General features: G+C 56.9%; 10 protein-coding genes. 8 read left to right on the forward strand and 2 right to left on the reverse strand.

Translation table 11 applies throughout. The features are described 5' to 3' along the window. Nucleotides 1-100: 100 nt before the first annotated feature. The 8 genes from M504_RS10610 (at nucleotide 101) to clpB (ending at nucleotide 10763) form a co-directional block, all read left to right on the forward strand. A complete protein-coding gene (locus M504_RS10610; RefSeq protein ID WP_047494453.1) occupies nucleotides 101-1141 on the forward strand; it encodes an aldo/keto reductase in 1041 nt (346 codons plus the stop codon). A gap of 456 nt (nucleotides 1142-1597) precedes the next feature. After that, the gene (locus tag M504_RS10615) at nucleotides 1598-2890 is read left to right on the forward strand and encodes a glycosyltransferase family 87 protein (protein ID WP_047491019.1); all 1293 of its coding nucleotides are present in this window, start codon (nucleotides 1598-1600) and stop codon (nucleotides 2888-2890) included. 112 nt (nucleotides 2891-3002) lie between these two features. Continuing rightward, nucleotides 3003-3572, forward strand: a complete 570-nt coding sequence (gene hslV, locus M504_RS10620) for an ATP-dependent protease subunit HslV (protein ID WP_047494454.1) — start codon at nucleotides 3003-3005, stop codon at nucleotides 3570-3572. Beyond that, a complete protein-coding gene (gene hslU, locus M504_RS10625) occupies nucleotides 3572-5161 on the forward strand; it encodes an ATP-dependent protease ATPase subunit HslU (RefSeq protein WP_047491023.1) in 1590 nt (529 codons plus the stop codon). The genes hslV and hslU overlap by 1 nt, the downstream gene beginning before the upstream one ends. A gap of 139 nt (nucleotides 5162-5300) precedes the next feature. Beyond that, nucleotides 5301-6857, forward strand: coding sequence for a sialidase family protein (locus tag M504_RS10630; protein ID WP_052200619.1), 1557 nt, complete (start codon nucleotides 5301-5303; stop codon nucleotides 6855-6857). 219 nt (nucleotides 6858-7076) lie between these two features. Beyond that, nucleotides 7077-7283: a hypothetical protein gene (locus M504_RS10635; RefSeq protein WP_047491026.1), complete on the forward strand. Its 207-nt coding sequence runs from the start codon at nucleotides 7077-7079 to the stop codon at nucleotides 7281-7283. A gap of 202 nt (nucleotides 7284-7485) precedes the next feature. Beyond that, complete coding sequence (locus M504_RS10640) at nucleotides 7486-7992, forward strand: Hsp20/alpha crystallin family protein (protein WP_047491029.1); 507 nt, start codon at nucleotides 7486-7488, stop codon at nucleotides 7990-7992. Nucleotides 7993-8129: 137 nt separating this feature from the next. Then, on the forward strand, nucleotides 8130-10763 hold the full coding sequence (gene clpB / locus M504_RS10645) for an ATP-dependent chaperone ClpB (RefSeq protein ID WP_047491033.1): 2634 nt from the start codon (nucleotides 8130-8132) through the stop codon (nucleotides 10761-10763). A 90-nt stretch (nucleotides 10764-10853) separates the two neighbouring features. Here the strand turns inward: clpB and M504_RS10650 are convergent, their stop codons facing one another. Further along, the gene (locus tag M504_RS10650; protein WP_047491035.1) at nucleotides 10854-12392 is read right to left on the reverse strand and encodes a glycosyltransferase family 39 protein; all 1539 of its coding nucleotides are present in this window, start codon (nucleotides 12390-12392) and stop codon (nucleotides 10854-10856) included. Then, complete coding sequence (locus tag M504_RS10655; protein WP_084214264.1) at nucleotides 12389-13429, reverse strand: UbiA prenyltransferase family protein; 1041 nt, start codon at nucleotides 13427-13429, stop codon at nucleotides 12389-12391. The genes M504_RS10650 and M504_RS10655 overlap by 4 nt, the downstream gene beginning before the upstream one ends. Nucleotides 13430-13442: the final 13 nt, after the last annotated feature.

Here is a 13442-nt window from a genome sequence, read left to right on the forward strand (position 1 = left end):
CTGACTCTGCGCGATTTTTTTATCAATGCTGGCGCGCCATGGCGATACATTGAGAGGCGTCTTCTGCGACTTCGAGATGGATGAGGCATCTGAGGGAAATATGGAATTTCGACAGCTTGGCAACAGCGGTCTGATGGTTCCCGTGCTCTGCTATGGCACCGGGACCTTTGGTGGTGCGAACGAGTTCTTCAAGACGTGGGGTTCCACGGACGTTGAAGAAGCGCGGCAACTGATTGACCAGTGCATGGACGCTGGCGTGAACTTCTTTGACACAGCCGATGTGTACTCCGAAGGCCGCTCAGAAGAGATTCTGGGTGAGGCCATTAAGCATCTGCCGCGTGAGAGCGTGTTGATCAGCACGAAGTCCACCTTCGGTTTTGGCCCCGGACCGAACGAGAGCGGATCAAGCCGTTACAACATCACGAAGCAGCTTCACGGCAGCCTGAAGCGCCTGCAGACGGACTACATCGACGTCTACCACATGCATGCGTTCGATGGTCTAACGCCGATTGAAGAGACGCTGAACACGCTGGACAAGTTCGTGCGCGAAGGCAAGATTCGCTATATCGCCTGCTCCAACTTCTCCGGCTGGGCGCTGCAGAAGTCTGTGGACATCAGCGAAAAGTATGGATGGGCAAAGTACGCTGCGCACCAGGTGTATTACTCACTCATTGGCCGCGACTACGAGTGGGAACTGATGCAGGTGGGCGATAAGGAAGGCGTCGGCGCACTGATCTGGAGTCCATTGGGATGGGGACGCCTGACGGGTAAGATTCGTCGTGGCCATCCACCTGCCGCTGGCACCCGCGCCAAAGAGGGCACCGCCGGTGGCCCTGTGGTGGACGATGAATATCTCTACAAAGTGGTAGACGCTCTGGACGCCATCGCCGCTGAAACCGGCAAGACCGTGCCGCAGATCGCTCTGAACTGGCTCCTGCGTAAACCAACGGTAAGCAGCCTGGTTATCGGCGCGCGCAACGCTGAGCAGTTGAAAGGCAATCTGGAAGCCGCCAGCTTCGTGTTGACGGAAGAGCAGGTAGCGAAGCTGGACCAAGCCAGCGAGTTACCGAAGCCCTATCCCTACTGGCACCAGGTGCAGTTCTATCACCGCAATCCGCAGCCACCTGCCTATCGTTCGTAATACCAGCGGCAGTATCAGTCAAAGAGAGGCTTCGGGAAACCGAAGTCTTTTCTTTGTCATTGGCACGATATTTCCCAACCAAGCGTGCGTAACGATCATTAAAATCATCTCGACCTAAAAGAGTCCTTGTTCTTGCTGCGCCCTGCACCACTTTTCTGCTGCTTGGAGTACGTCTTTCTTTTCCGGTGATTCATGAACGATCGTAGTTGCACGATGTGTCAGCGCGGCATGCTGAAGCGAAGCAAGCGCCGCGGCCTATTAGAGCGCTATTTCTGGCCACTCTTCGGCCAATATCCATGGCGGTGCAATTTTTGCCGCATGCGTGTACGACTGTCGGAGCGTGGAACGAAACAGGAATACGTACGTCCCGACGAATAGGATCACCTTTCAGACCGACAACGCATGAGGACCCATGGGCGTGGCAAAGCTGCGGCGTCCGTGCTGTACTGGAGTGGAATGAGTCCACGTCACAGTGATCCTGCGCATGGCCGTCGTCTGCTGCTGTTTGTAATGAGCAGTCTTGTATTGTCGAACTTCGTTCCTCGCATTCTGTTCAAGCTGTTTGGATGGGGTAACCCCGGCACACTCGGCGGCATGTTGCACGACTTCTGGACCGTTCACACATGGACGGATTCCTGGCTGCCCATGATGCGGTCCGTGGACTACTTCCTGCAACACCCCACGCTGCCCATCTACTACGCACCGCTGTACGACACGCTGATCTACTCGCTGGCCAGCATTCTGCCGCTTTGGGCGTTAAAGAAGCTGGGCATGGGTGATGTTGCCATGCTGCGATTTCTTGCGATCACTTCTTGGCTGGCGCTGGTGGGCATCGCGGGTGTGGCGCTGGCAATGGGACACCGCTATCTGAAAGCGCGCGGCGTACGCATGACATGGGAAACCATTGTCGCCGTATTCGCAGCGGTGCTCTTCTGCTATCCGCTGCTGAAGGGCTACTCCCTGGGCAATGCGCAGACGTACCTATCGTTTGAATTCGCGTTACTGCTTCTGCTGTGGTCTGAGGGTAAAGAAGCTGCGGGAGGAGTTGTAGGCGCGCTGCTGGCTTTTGTGAAGCCTCAGTATGGACTGTTGTTGATCTGGATGGCCGTGCGCAAGCGCTGGAACGCTACGATTGCATTTCTGGCCACATCGGCAGTACTTCTGCTGCTTTCCGTGATTGTTTTCGGAGTTCATAACAACCTGGACTTCCTGCACGTGCTGGCGGGACTGAGCAAGAAGGCGCAGTCTCACTACGGCAACCAGAGCATGTTCGGCACGCTGAACCGCGCCATCGGCAATGGCGAAAATATCTCCTACACTCCCCTGCTCTACACGCCGTACATCCGCTGGGTGTACCTGACGACGGTTACGACTGCGCTGGTGCTAATGGGCGCAGTGCTGCTGTTTCCGTGGGGTAAGCTGCGCGCATCCGCGGCTGATCTTGCAGCGATGGGCATTGTGTCCGTAGCCGCTTCCCCCATGGCCTGGGAGCACCACTACGGCATCGTTTGCGGGGCGTTCGCGTGGGTATGGTTCGCCTATGGATGCTGGCAGCAGAAGCGTCCCTGGCTGCTGGGCGTGGCGTCGCTGTTCACCATGAATGCGTGGCTGGCGTTCAACAAGGCCGCGCCGTATCACGGATGGAACATCATCCAGAGCTACATGTACTTCAGCGCGCTGCTGCTGGTGGTGGTGCTGATGGTGCTGGCGCGGAAGGTGACTCACGGCGAGGCGGAGCCAGTGATTTAGGGCTGTTGCGGGCGTATACTGGTGAGTGATGCACACTTCCTCTGGCACTCGTTCTGAGCTGTCTTTACGCAGCGATTCCATGACAGAAACCACGCACTCCGCACAGCCCGCGATGCACCCGTACGACACGGGAGATGGACGCCGCATTCGGTCCACAACCGTCCTTTGCGTTCGTCGCAACGGAAAGGTCGTCATGGCCGCCGATGGACAGGTGACTCTTGGCTCAGCCGTGATGAAGTCAGGCGCTAAAAAGCTGCGTCGGCTGTATCAGGACAAGGTGCTGGCCGGATTCGCGGGATCGACGGCGGATGCGTTCTCGCTGTTCTCGCGCTTTGAGGGCAAGCTGGAGCAGTTTGCCGGAAATCTGCCGCGCGCCGCTGTAGAGCTTGCCAAGGATTGGCGTACAGACAAGATGCTGCGCCAGCTTGAAGCGCTGCTGCTGGTCGCCGACAAGGAACACATGTACCTGCTGGGCGGCAATGGCGACGTCATTGAACCGGACATGACCGGCGATGGCGCCATCATGACCATCGGCTCTGGCGGATCGTTCGCGCAGGCTGCAGCACAGGCATTGCTTGAAAACACAGACCTTTCCGCACGCGAAATCGTCGAAAAAGGCATGAAGATTGCCGCAGAGATCTGTATCTACACAAACAGCAACATCGCCGTGGAGGAGCTCTAATGGCCATTTACCTTCCCGGAATTGCAGAAGACCAGGCCGTCGCGCTGGAAGAGATGACGCCGCGCGAGATCGTTGCGGAGCTGGATAAGTATGTCGTGGGCCAGTACGCTGCGAAACGCGCGGTAGCCATTGCACTGCGCAATCGTCAGCGTCGCCAGAAACTGCCTCCTGAGCTTGCCGACGAAATCATGCCGAAGAACATCATCATGATTGGCGCGACGGGCGTGGGTAAAACAGAGATTGCGCGACGGTTAGCTAAGTTAACCAATTCGCCGTTTCTAAAAGTGGAAGCCAGCAAGTTCACTGAAGTGGGGTACGTGGGTCGCGATGTGGAATCCATCGTGCGCGACCTGGTTGAAACCGCCATTGAAATGGTGCGCGAAGAGAAGCTGGAAGAGACGGAGGACAAGGCAGAACGCAACGCCGAAGAGCGTTTGCTGGACCTGCTGCTGCCGCCTGCTCCTGAAACGCTGAAAGCTGCGCAGGACAAGCCCGTCCATGTTGCGGGAACGCCTGCCGTTGCGATTGATTTTGATGCGTCGGCTGAACCAAAACCGGAAGAACCGCATACACAGGAGCGCACACGCGAGAAGCTCCGCCAGCAGTTTCGCGAAGGAAAGCTGGACGACCAGATCGTGGAACTGGATGCGCGCGATCGCAACCAGCCACAGTTTGAAATCGTAGGCGTGGGCGGTGCCGAAGATGCCGATGTCAATCTGAAGGACATCCTTCCCGGACTCTTTGGGCCACGCAAGAGCAAGAAGAAGATGAAGGTGAACGAAGCCTTCGAGTACCTCATCAGTGAGGAAGAAGGCCGCCTGATCGACATGGATCTGGTGACACGCACTGCCATCGAGCGCGTGGAAGATTCGGGCATCGTCTTCCTGGATGAGATCGACAAGATCGCCGGACGCGAAGGCGGCCATGGTCCCGATATCAGTCGTGAGGGCGTGCAGCGCGACATTCTGCCCATTGTGGAAGGCACCACCGTGAACACGAAGTATGGCTTCGTTTCAACGGATCACATTTTGTTCATCGCGGCGGGTGCGTTCCACGTTTCCAAGCCCAGCGATCTGATCCCCGAACTGCAGGGCCGCTTCCCTATTCGCGTGGAGCTGCAGTCGCTCACCGTGGAAGACTTCATCCGCATCCTGACAGAGCCGAAGTCGTCGCTGGTGAAACAGTCCATCGCTCTGCTGGAAACCGAAGGCCTGAAGCTGGAGTTCCAGCCCGATGCACTGGAAGAGATGGCATCGTTTGCCTTCAATGTGAACGAAACCACTGAAAACATCGGCGCGCGCCGCCTGCACACCATCATGGAACGCGTTCTGGATGAGATCAGCTTCCAGGCGCCGGACCTGATCAAGAACGCGCAGCCTGCCGTGAACGGCGTCGTCGCCCAGGTGGAACCCAGCACCGTGCAGCAGCCCCGCGGCGCCGCACAGCCGGAAAACGCACATCCTCTGCCAGTATTGGAACGGCAGGTGGAAGGCGGCGTGGAACGCGTGGTGCTGATCGACCGCGAATACGTTCGGCAACAGGTAGCAGGAATTGTGAAGAACCAGGATCTGAGCCGCTACATCCTGTAGCTTCTCCAGCTCCTGGGCAACCAGTAAGGACAGCTTTGTTCTGCTTACCATAGCCTCTTGTCCCAAGAGGCGGTACTCTCACTTCTATTGTCTGCAGCGGCTCTCTTAAGAGGGCCGCTTATTTGTTTGAGGAGCCGTCATGCGATTCCGTACTCGCGCCCTGCTTGGTTTTCTTGTCCTGAGCACCACTGCCTTTGGCCAAAAAGTCCCGGGCGTGGTGATTGACCATCAGCCGGTTGCGAGCCGCGAATATGTTGGTTCCCCTTCTATTGTCATTGCGCCGAATGGTGACTACATCGCGTCGCATGACCTGTTCGGCCCCGGATCCACCAGCACCGTATCTGCCGTATCGCGAATCTTCCTTTCTCATGACCGTGGCGTAACGTGGACGAAAGTCGCCGAGGTAAAAGATCAGTTCTGGTCGAACCTGTCTGTGCTGAAGAACCACATCTATCTGATGGGCACCAGCTACGAGTACGGTCGGATCGTCATCCGCGAGTCAGACGACAATGGCAAAACATGGAGCGATACCCACTTTCTTACGGAAGACACGGGATACCATACGGCGCCGGTGCCTGTGGTGATTCATGACGGCAAGATCTACCGAGCGTTTGAATTCCACCCCAAAGGGCCGTGGGGTTCCTTCCAGGCATTCATGATGTGGGCGTCCGTGGACAGCGATCTCACCAAACCCACAAGCTGGACCATGGCAGATCGGCTGTCATTTCCCGTAGGCGACTTCGGCGATACGTGGCTGGAAGGCAATGCCGTAGTTGACCGTGACGGTTCGATGCTGGACATTCTGCGCGTGAACAACGCGTCGCGCGCCGCCGTGCTGAAACTCACCGACCACCGCATGAAGCTGAATCGCTTTGTGAACTTTCCCGGTGGCGCAACGAAGTTTTCCATTCGCTTCGATCCTGTGTCGAAGCTGTACTGGACGCTGTCAAACCCCGCGCTGCCGGGAGAAGCCATGGCCGTGAGTTCCCCTGCAAGTGTGCGGAATACCCTGGCCCTGATGAGTTCCCCCGACCTGACGCAATGGACGCCTCGCGAGATTGTGCTGCATCACCCCGAGTCGCGTGTGCATGGCTTTCAGTATGTCGATTGGCAGTTCGATGGCAGCGACATCATCGTAGCCTCACGCACGGCGTTCGACGATGACCAGGGGACCGCACACAACTTTCACGATGCGAACTACCTGACGTTTCATCGCATTGCAGGCTTTCGAAAGAAAGGCACGATCAAGCTGACCGGTGAACCCTTCACCTCCGCGGAAGTATTCACCGACCAACAAATGCAGAACTGGACCAAAGCCACGACAACAGACGCGGCAAAGGCAGAGATGGGCGTGTATCCGCAACCCCTGGGCGGATATGGAAACCACTCCCTGGGAATTACGACACGCGCAAAGACAGGCGAAGCTGAACAGCACCGCGATTGGGTGGATGTGTTCGTCGCCGTTGCGGGTGAGGCAACGCTGGTAAGCGGAGGGCACCTGGAAAACGCGAGGACCACGGCCCCCGGCGAACAAAAGGGGACGGGCGTGGCTGGCGGTGTTTCCAAGGTTATGAAGGCGGGTGCGGTAGCTCACATTGATCCAGAGATCGCTCACCAACTGATCATTCCCGAAGGTGGTTCTTTCACCTATTTTGTGGTGAAAGTGAAGAAGGATCCCCTGCCCAGCCGTAAGTAGAACGGGAACATCCTCCAAAAGTCGGAAAATAGCGGGTACGGCTTGCCGATTATCGCGCGGCAGGCGTATGCTGCGCGGCAGGGAGGTGTCATTCGCCTTCAGCCCGCCCCTCTGGGCCTGGCCGACCCCGGTTGGTATTGCCGCTCTCGACCGCACCCTCTTGGACCCGCTCAGACGAGCACCTCTGACGTAGATCGAGGACGTTAGGAGGTTATCCCCATGAGTTTTCTCTCGCACAACTCATCCAACCACAGCCATCTGTCGCGCAAAATCGGCAAAAAGCACAACTCGCTGCATACGGTGACCGCAACCAAGCACGAAGAACACGCAACCGATGAACATCCGCGTCCGTTTGCACCAATTCAGTACGATAAGGACGCTCCCCCACCCGCAACCCCCTTTTCCAACTCCATTTTCAAACTGTAAGAAAACAAAACCTTCCCGGGGGATGTGGCGGCTGGCAGTTATTCAGGACTGCCAGCCGTTAAATTTTTCTCTATATATGAGCGTATCGCGCTCATATAATCTGCAACTTCATGCTACTATCTGCATCAGATAGTACAGAGGCCCGACTCCCCGTGAGATGCTACTGGCCTCGCAAGTTATGCAGATTTAAGGAGATAGAGAAATGACGATCACCCGTTTTACACCGTTTTCCGATGTAGCCGCGCTGCAGAACCGGCTGAACTCCATCTTTCATGACTTCTCCCGTCCGCAAACAACGGAGGGCGAGAGCCTGCAAGCTGGTTCGTTCGTTCCGGCGGTCGATATCTATGAGGACGCGCAGAAACTGGCGCTGACCTTCGAGATCCCCGGCATCAAGCCCGAGGGTGTGGATGTGCGCGTGGAAAACAACGTGCTGACCGTAAAGGGCGAACGTGCCTGGGCTGGTGAGCAGAAGGAAGACAACTTCCGCCGCATCGAACGCCGGTTCGGGTCGTTCGTACGTAGCTTTACCCTGCCCCAATCGGTAGACACGGAGCAGGTGACGGCACAGAGCGAGAACGGCGTGTTGGTGATTGAGTTGCCGAAAAAGGCAACCGCACAGCCGAAACAGATCAAAGTTTCGGTCGCTGCAAATCAGATTGAGGCGAAGGAAAACCAGCCCGCCTCAGCCGAGCAGAAAGCCGCGTAAGACGGCGATGCAGTTTGCACTCCGCGGAGGTGAGCAGGTCGCGTTGAGTGCTGTGGGGTTGCCGTGAATTGTCCCGGCAACCCCGATTTTTCCGGGGACAGTAACGCCTAATATTTCGAGTAACAGGAGACAGTTCGATGGCGATCAAGTGGGACAAGATGACGGTCAAGAGCCAGGAGGCGGTGCAGGCCGCTGGGCAGATGGCCGCGGAAAACGGCAATCCGGAAGTGATGCCGCTGCACCTGTTGGCGGCTCTGTTGGAAGACCGTGAAGGCATCGTGCTGCCAGTGCTGGAGAAAATTGGCGTGCCGGCGCAGCAGCTGCTGGCGAACGTGAATGCCGCAATTGAGCGTTTGCCGAAGATCCAGGGAGTGCAGCAGAACCCCAATGCTGGTGCGGCGCTGACGAAGGTGCTGGAGCAGGCGTTCAAGGAAGCCGACAACTTTAAGGATGAGTTTGTTTCGACGGAGCATCTTCTGCTGGCATTGGCGCAGCAGAAGGGCGACCCGACGCGTGACGCGTTGAACGCGCTCGGTGCATCGCATGATGCGATTCTGAAGGCGCTGACCAGCGTACGTGGAACGCAGCGCGTGACGGACCAGAATCCTGAGGGCAAATTCCAGGCGCTGGAAAAGTACGGCAAGGATGTGACCAAGCAGGCGCGCGAAGGACGTTTGGACCCCGTTATTGGCCGCGATGAAGAGATTCGTCGCGTGGTGCAGGTACTCTCGCGTCGTACGAAGAACAACCCTGTTCTGATTGGCGAACCCGGTGTGGGTAAGACAGCGATTGTGGAAGGACTCGCGCGCCGCATTGTGAGCGGTGACGTCCCTGAATCATTGAAAGACAAGCGTCTCATCTCGCTTGATCTTGCGAGCATGCTTGCTGGTGCGAAGTATCGCGGCGAGTTTGAAGAGCGTTTGAAGGCGATGCTGAAGGAGATCGAAGAGTCGCATGGGCAGATCATTCTGTTCATCGACGAGCTTCACACTCTTGTCGGCGCGGGTGCGAGTGAAGGCGCTGTCGACGCAAGCAACATGCTGAAGCCTGCGCTGGCGCGCGGTGAACTGCGTGCGATTGGTGCGACCACGCTCAATGAGTTCCGCAAGTACATCGAGAAGGATGCGGCACTGGAGCGGCGTTTCCAGCAGGTGTATGTAGGTGAGCCGAACGTTGAGGACACCATCGCCATCCTGCGCGGATTGAAGGAGAAGTACGAGGCGCATCACAACGTGCGCATCAAGGACTCCGCCATTATTGCTGCGGCAGAACTTTCGCATCGTTACATCAGCGATCGCTTTCTGCCAGACAAGGCGATTGATCTTGTGGATGAAGCCGCGGCTTCGCTGGCAATCCAGATCGGCTCAGTTCCTGAAGAGATCGACGCGATTGATCGTCGCGTGATGAGTCTTCAGATTGAGAAGACGGCGCTTGCGCGCGAGACAGATGACAACAGCAAGTCTCGACTGGAAGATGTGGAGCGTGAACTTGCCGAGTTGAACGAGAAGGCGAGTGGTCTGCGCGCAAAGTGGCAGCATGAGCGCGAAGCAATTGGCCGCATCACCGACCTGAAGAAGCTGGTGGAGAATCTGCGCTTTGAAGCAGAAGACCAGACGCGTCGCGGCAACTATGAGCGTGCGGCTGCGATTCAGTATGGTGATCTTCCGAAGGCTGAAGCAGAACTGAAGTCGCTGGAAAGTGAGCAGGATGCCATCAAGGCAGGCGCTTCCGCACGCATGCTGAAAGAAGAAGTGGATGAAGAGGACATTGCGGAGATTGTTTCGCGGTGGACCGGCATCCCTGTCAGCAAGATGCTTGAAGGCGAAGTGCAGAAGCTGGTGCAGATGGAGAAGCGTCTGCAAGAGCGCGTCATCGGTCAGGACGAAGCACTGGTGGTTGTTGCAAATGCAATCCGTCGTTCGCGTGCAGGTCTCAGTGATCCGAAACGACCGATTGGCTCGTTCATCTTCCTCGGGCCCACGGGCGTGGGTAAGACGGAGACTGCGCGTGCGCTTGCTGAGTTCCTGTTCGATGACGACCAGGCGATGGTGCGCATCGACATGAGCGAGTACATGGAGAAGCATGCGGTGGCGCGGTTGATTGGCGCACCTCCGGGATATGTCGGCTTCGACGAGGGTGGCCAGCTCACCGAAGCGGTGCGTCGCCGGCCTTATTCGGTTGTGCTGTTCGACGAAATCGAAAAGGCGCATCCCGATGTGTTCAACGTGCTGCTGCAGGTTCTGGACGATGGCCGCTTAACCGATAGCAAGGGACGTACGGTGGATTTCAAAAACACTGTACTTATTTTGACCAGCAACATTGGTGCAAGCGCTCTAACAACCGCATGGGCAGAGGGTCCGCAAGGCTTTGATGATGCGAAAGGACGTGTACTGGAAGAGTTGAAGAAACACTTCCGTCCTGAGTTCCTGAATCGCGTGGACGATATCGTTGTCTTCCATGCGCTGGGCGAGGATCAACTGACACGCATCATTGATTTGCGTCTGCATGAGCTGGAGAACCTGCTGAAGGATCGCAAGATCACGCTGGAACTGACGCCGGAAGCACGGCATCTGGTCTTCGCAACGGGGTATGACCGAGCGTATGGTGCGCGACCGTTGAAGCGTGCGATTCAGCGACTGGTGCAGGATCCACTGGCTATCAAGATCCTCAATGGTGAAGTTCGCCACGGCGACCACGTGCTAGTGGAAGCAAAGGGAGAACATCTGGCGTTCAATGTCACCGGACACGAGGCCCAGACCGTGGAAGCGTAGTCACTCGTCAAACAAAGCGAACCGCGGCAACTGTTCAGTTGCCGCGGTTCACTTTTTCCTACCAGTTGTTGCGTGTCTTTTTCAGAAGCATCAAGGTTGAGAGCTCTGAGCGAAGGTGACGGAAACGAGCTCGCCTCCCAATGCGGGACCTAGCGGTGTGATTGTGACATGGTCCTGTAGCAATGCTGCACCCAGCCAATCCCATCCGCCAGCGCGATACAGAATCATCAAATGAGGACCGGGTTGGCTGCGGAGATCTTCGTATCGTTCGACATGGTAGCCGGTGAAATACCGCATATGTTCCGCGGTCAGCGACTGCGTATCGTGATGCGCGAGTGCAATCTCAAGCGGCGAAGAGTAGACGACAGCAATGCGACTGCGCACCGTGGGATCCGCGATAGCATTTCCCAACTCATCGAAATGGCCCATGTTCTGAATGTAGATCGGCCCGGGCTGCTCCGCCGCGTGTGCAATCGTCAACATCTCACGCGTCGGTCTTTGCAGCCGCGCATTTGCTGCACGTGAAAAACCCGCGCCGACAACCAGCACCAACACGATTCCAACCAGAGCACGCGCACGAAATGCATTGCGCCCGAGCGGTGTGACCGCAACTGCAATGAGAACGGAAAGTCCCAGTATTGCTGGCAGAATGTAACGCACCTCAATGGAATGCGTCACGAAGCGTGCCAGCAGAAAACCGAAGAAGGGAAGTATCGCAAGCACCAGAAGGAATGCCTTCTCCGCCAGCGGCACGTTCGGATCGTTCGCGCGAAAACGCACCAGGAGCGCGCCAACAAAAATTAGCACCGCTACCACGAGCAGCGCGATGAGGATGTGCTGCGTCCGCAACGAATACGTCGTGTAATTGATGAAGAGTGCACGGTACGACTGCGTGATGGCATGTAGCCCAATCTTGCCCACGTTGTAGTAGTGCTTCCGAAATTCTCCTGCGCCCTTTTGAAACGGCAACGTAAGCAAAGCCCCTGCAGAGCCGACCACAATGGCGAAGATCATGGGCCAGTCAATACGACGACGCTGCATGATGCGTACGAGTTCAGCCGTATACAGCGGCAGCAGAAGCAGGATCGCGAAATAATGCGTATTCAACGCAAGTGCCAGTGATGCAGCAAGGGCAATCAACCAATAGGTCCGCCGCGTATCGCGTGTGCTGTGCTGGTAGGCGAGTAGCAACAAAGCGCCGAGGCCAAGGAGAACACCGTAAGGTCGCGCTTGCTGTGCGTAAAAGAGCGTTGTAGTAATTGCAGGGACAGCCGCAGCAACGAGTCCTGTGAAGTTTCCCGCGATGCGTTTCGCTACGGCATACAGGCAAATCTGCATCAGCAAAAAACCAAGCAACGAAGGCAGGCGGATAGCAAACGCTGTTGCGCCAAAGAGCGACGTCGATGCGTGACCCAGCAGGTGGTAGAAGAGCGGGTCCAGCGAGATGGGGTAATGTCGCTGGACTTCGACAAGCTTGCTGATGGAAGAGACTGTGTCCGTCTGAAAGACGAACCATTCATCCTGATCAGGCGGACGATAGTGACCCCAGGCGAGCGCGCTGGCCGCCGTAAGGATGAGAAGAACAACTAGCAGGGTGCGGCTGAATCGGGTCTCAGACGCTGCTGTCATGCCACCTCGCCGTTGAAGCCCATATCATTTCGCAACTGCGCCTGGGGAACGGGTGCGGTCACCGCAGGCGAAGAGGGAAGCGTGGGATTGAAGAATTCCTCAAGCCGCGGCATGCGGATGAAGAGCAGAATCGCCATCACCAGCGACGTGGCAACGAACGACGCCATCAGCAACGGTTCACGGTACAGCTTTTCCGGATTTTGCACGGCCGACTGCGGCTTGAACGCAATCTGCAGATAGATGGCCATGGTGAAGGCCACCAGCGGGAAGCCAAGTATCAATTCCATGCGGTAACGGATGATGAACGCACCCAGGAAGAGCATGGCAGTCGACGCATAGAACAACACCGACACCAGCAGGCGTTCCGGTGTGTAGTGCTGGAAGCTCTTGCGATACGATCCAGCCACTGCGCGGTCGCCGATCTCGTTGAGCTCGCTGAACCGCTTCAGCGCCATGAAGTAGCAGCCGATCATCCAGTATGCGACGAGCAGCGAAACCGGCGGCACCAGCACGGACGTCACTGCATACCAGCCCAACAACATACGCAGAGGATTGTTCACCGACTCGGTCAGCACGTCCACGTAAGGCTTGTCTTTGGTGCGAACCGGCGGGAAGTTGTACAGGCAGCCCATGATCCACAGGATCAGTGCCACCAGGGTGAACATTTTGCCGATGAAGAACCAGCCAATGGCCAGTCCCACCAGCATCATGCAGAGCCACTGAATATAGGCTACGGGGATGTTCACCAGGCCGCGCGCTGCCGGACGGTTCTTTTTAGTGGGGTGCAGACGGTCAAAAGGCGCATCCAGCACTTCATTGATGACGTAGTTGCTGCACGCCACCAATGTGATGGAAAAGAACGCCAGCACCAACCGAACAATAAGGTCGCGATCGAGCAGCGCGGGGTATGAGCTGAGGGGGACAATCACGCCCGGAAGGACGAAAAGGTTTTTGATGGAGTGATCCAACCGCGCAATAGCGATGTGAGCGCGCACGCGCTCTCCAAGGGACACGGTCGGTTTCAAGGCGTCATTCATGATGGCGTAAAGA

Source organism: Terriglobus sp. TAA 43 (genome assembly GCF_000800015.1).
Lineage (GTDB): Bacteria > Acidobacteriota > Terriglobia > Terriglobales > Acidobacteriaceae > Terriglobus.

Excerpts from the sequence above, each read along its gene's own strand:
- hslV (WP_047494454.1), top strand. The coding sequence starts at position 3,003 with ATGCACCCGTACGACACGGGAGATGGACGCCGCATTCGGTCCACAACC.
- M504_RS10640 (WP_047491029.1), top strand. The coding sequence starts at position 7,486 with ATGACGATCACCCGTTTTACACCGTTTTCCGATGTAGCCGCGCTGCAG.
- M504_RS10655 (WP_084214264.1), bottom strand. The coding sequence starts at position 13,429 with ATGAATGACGCCTTGAAACCGACCGTGTCCCTTGGAGAGCGCGTGCGC.
- M504_RS10650 (WP_047491035.1), bottom strand. The coding sequence starts at position 12,392 with ATGACAGCAGCGTCTGAGACCCGATTCAGCCGCACCCTGCTAGTTGTT.
- clpB (WP_047491033.1), top strand. The coding sequence starts at position 8,130 with ATGGCGATCAAGTGGGACAAGATGACGGTCAAGAGCCAGGAGGCGGTG.
- hslU (WP_047491023.1), top strand. The coding sequence starts at position 3,572 with ATGGCCATTTACCTTCCCGGAATTGCAGAAGACCAGGCCGTCGCGCTG.
- M504_RS10610 (WP_047494453.1), top strand. The coding sequence starts at position 101 with ATGGAATTTCGACAGCTTGGCAACAGCGGTCTGATGGTTCCCGTGCTC.
- M504_RS10630 (WP_052200619.1), top strand. The coding sequence starts at position 5,301 with ATGCGATTCCGTACTCGCGCCCTGCTTGGTTTTCTTGTCCTGAGCACC.
- M504_RS10635 (WP_047491026.1), top strand. The coding sequence starts at position 7,077 with ATGAGTTTTCTCTCGCACAACTCATCCAACCACAGCCATCTGTCGCGC.
- M504_RS10615 (WP_047491019.1), top strand. The coding sequence starts at position 1,598 with ATGAGTCCACGTCACAGTGATCCTGCGCATGGCCGTCGTCTGCTGCTG.